Below are 3,203 nucleotides of genomic sequence, written 5' to 3' on the forward strand. Positions count from 1 at the left end.
AAATCAGGTGCTATTGGTGCGGGTACTGGCACGGCATTTACATAACTATCCGTAGTCGACAAGCTAACTTGTGAAAGGATATCAATAGCAGGTTCACTATCGACTTCACAGTGGTTAGTGAACAAGTCAGGGAGTGGTTGATTCGTATTTTCCGGTTTAGGTAAAGAAGCAATTGATTGCTCAACTTGCAAAATCCCTTGACAACCAGAAATAAAGATCACAACAAAAATAATAATATAATACTTCATAGTAATATCTTTATTTATTACAGACCAAGTACATTTATGCGTTATTGTAATTTCTTGATGTAAAAGAATTACAATACCTTATATTTATAGCAGCAAAAAAGTGATACTACCTAGGTAACTGGCTATTTATTAAAGGTATCTTAGAAATGAGACACATCAATCCTTGACCTTAGACATGAGACGGTCAGTATTTGTATTACACTTACCGTTAATAAGACGTACTTTCATTCAAGCGCGTAGTTGAGTCTAAAGAATTTGCAAGAACAAAAAGACATAGAAAATATCATCAAGCTAAGAAAGTTGAAATGTAAAGGGCGGATAGGAGTAATTTAGATGTCAGAACTCTATTACCCTAAGGGGACAGTATTAAAAATTAGATGCAGCACTTATTGGCATTATGGTATTTCGGATGGAAATGGATGTGTGGTTCATAATTCGAAAAAAAGACGCCGGGTTCAGTTGGATACCTTGGATGAGTTTTCAGAAGGAAGAGACATTGCGATGAGCACTATTACCAGTGCAAAGCCAGAAAAAGCCTATCATTACGCCGTTCAACAAGTAGGACGGTCTTATAACTTATTCAGTGAAAACTGTGAGCAGTTCGTACGTGAAGCTCATGGACTCCCTGCAGAATGTACGCAATTTCAGCAGTGTCTGGTAGCCCTAGCGGGAAGTTATATCATATTAAACGCCGAGGCTCCGGTGCTGAAAGTGGCTGGAATGGGGCTGTTGCTTGGCGCATTGTTTTCACCGACAGAGCACCGCCCATACGGCCAGGCTGTAAAGGGCGCAAGGCTTGCAGTTGGCAGTGCGATGTGGGCATCACAGCTGTTCCGTAAGCTGAAGATTTTGTGAGTAACATAGATTATTCACTATTGGATCTTCACCACAGAAATGAAAATCGTGTACAGGTATGTTAAAAAGAAGTAATCGAGTAAATACACTAAATCGAGTGAGCTTCTTTGTGACTATTTATATTGAACGTAACCATGATTTTCCTTTAGATGATATCACTGTTCTATCGGAACAAATCGCAGGAGAGCTTGAGCAGGAATATGGGCTCACCTGGGCTTGGGATGAGAATAAGCTTCTGATCAATCACGCGTCTGCAAGGGGCTTCCTGCACTCCGAAGAGGGCAAGATTACGATAGAACTGAAATTAGGGTTTGCAGCCAGTTTATTTTCAGCAAGTATCGAAAACCATATTTCTGAGCGCCTGGATCAGTTGCTTCTTCCTAATTAATTGAATTTATTGCACTAAATAGAGCCCATTGATGGGCTCTTTTTCATTCCCCCTCCACCTTGCCTAATTGTTGTTCGATTTTTTGATCCAGCACACGATAAATTGTTGTTTTAGTAAGAACATTCTAATTGAAATTCATATTCTGTAATCAAGCAGTCAGGCAATACCCACTGGCTGACAAGTTGTCACAGAGATATGGAGGGCACACTCATGGGCATCTTTAAACAGACTGCGGAAGAATCTAAGAAAGAGCAGATTCGTGACGCTATGGTCTACAACATCTGGTTAGCTGGTTTGGGCGCTTATGCAAAAAGTGCAGACGAAGTAAATCAATTGTCGGATAAAGGTAAAAGCTTATTTGATGAGTTAATTGAACGCGGTCGAGCTGTTGAATCTAAAACCAAAGAGCGCGTACACACAGCGCGCAGTCATACTTCGGTAGCGATTGAAGAGCGTGTACACACTATGGTCCAGAAGCTTATCGGTATCGATAACGAACGTCTTGACCGTGTTGATGACAAGATTGATCAACTGACTTCAAACATTGAAGCGCTATTGGCTCGCCAGCAAGAAGCGGCAAAACCAGCAGCGAAGAAAACAACAGCTAAGTCTGCAGATAAGCCGGCAACAACGCGTACAAGAAAGCCAAGCGTTGCACGCCGTAAGCCTGTCAAAGCAGCAACTCCTGTACCAAAAAAGGAACCAGAGGCTGAGAAGAAAACCGCTTCTGAGCCGGTAAAGCCAAAAGCCGTGGCCGCTAAGCCAGTTGAGGAAAAAAAGCCGGCAACTGAAGCCTAAGCGGTGTAAGGAACATACACAGGTAGCAAGTGAGCCACCGGTGTTTGTATAGATATTTTGACAATCCAGCGTGAATACGCAGGGGGATATGATTATGAGCGATAACACAGTAGTGAAAGCGGCCAAAAATGTCGTTGAAAGTGGTGAAGGTGTTGCACGCAACATCTGGCTAGCCGGTTTGGGTCTTTATAGCCGCAGCCTAGAAGAAGCGCAGCAACTTAATGAGAAAACTAACCAGGTATTCGATGAGCTCGTAGAGCGTGGTAAAGAAGTCGAAATTGAAGCTAAAGAATGCATTGGTAAAAATGCAGAAAAAGCGACTGATGAAGTGGAAGCAGGTATGAATGACCTTTTCTACCGCCTCAGTGGCGTTGACCGCGAGAAGCTTGAGCGTATGGATGAAAAAATCGACAAGCTAACAGCCGCGGTTGAGAAGTTGGCAGAAGCAGAGTAACTGCCAGCGCAGGGTTACGATCAATAAGCCAGCCAGACGATAATGTAACCCTGTTAGGCATTACTGCCTTTCCCAGTCTGTAGGCAGTTTGCCTTTTAGGTTGCGCGTGGGCCATGCACGCGCACCTTTTTTAATTGTATGGCGTAGTCAGATTTAAACAGCGATGTTCATTATTTTGGACATATTTAATCGCAGTTGTTTGGGAAATTGAGCAATGTTTTTCTGCCATATGTTGACCAATCAGGATATTTAATCCTAAATTTGTTACTGAATTGTAATAAAGGTGGCGTTTATGGATAGTTGGCGAAATAGGGCTTTCAATAAGGTGTTATTTCGGATCATGCGACAGCGGCTTGCTGGTTGTAATACCACACAAGAAATGCGTGATTTGATCTTAAGTATTGATAACTATGGTGCATTGATATCGGCACCAAAAGGGATGGAAGTTATTCCAACTAAA

At 42.2% G+C, this 3,203-nt stretch carries 5 protein-coding genes; 4 read left to right on the top strand and 1 reads right to left on the bottom strand.

The features are described from left to right. Positions 1-248, bottom strand: a 248-nt coding sequence (locus MHN01_RS21945; protein ID WP_239413434.1) for a hypothetical protein, incomplete at its 3' end; no start/stop codon positions are given. 333 nt (positions 249-581) lie between these two features. Between MHN01_RS21945 and MHN01_RS21950 the strand changes: the two genes are divergently transcribed. The 4 genes from MHN01_RS21950 to MHN01_RS21965 all read left to right on the top strand — a co-directional run bounded on the left by MHN01_RS21950 (position 582) and on the right by MHN01_RS21965 (position 2,743). Beyond that, entirely contained in the window at positions 582-1,103 is a 522-nt protein-coding gene (locus MHN01_RS21950; protein WP_239413435.1) for a lecithin retinol acyltransferase family protein, read from the top strand. Between the two features lie 109 nt (positions 1,104-1,212). Further along, entirely contained in the window at positions 1,213-1,491 is a 279-nt protein-coding gene (locus MHN01_RS21955) for a polyhydroxyalkanoic acid system family protein (RefSeq protein WP_239413436.1), read from the top strand. A 210-nt stretch (positions 1,492-1,701) separates the two neighbouring features. Then, positions 1,702-2,289 (top strand): phasin family protein, encoded by a 588-nt coding sequence (locus MHN01_RS21960; RefSeq protein WP_239413437.1) that lies wholly within the window; start codon positions 1,702-1,704, stop codon positions 2,287-2,289. Positions 2,290-2,383: 94 nt separating this feature from the next. Continuing rightward, complete coding sequence (locus MHN01_RS21965) at positions 2,384-2,743, top strand: phasin family protein (protein WP_239413438.1); 360 nt, start codon at positions 2,384-2,386, stop codon at positions 2,741-2,743. Positions 2,744-3,203 lie beyond the last annotated feature (460 nt).

The sequence above is a fragment of the Photobacterium sp. OFAV2-7 genome, assembly GCF_022347985.1.
Lineage (GTDB): Bacteria > Pseudomonadota > Gammaproteobacteria > Enterobacterales > Vibrionaceae > Photobacterium.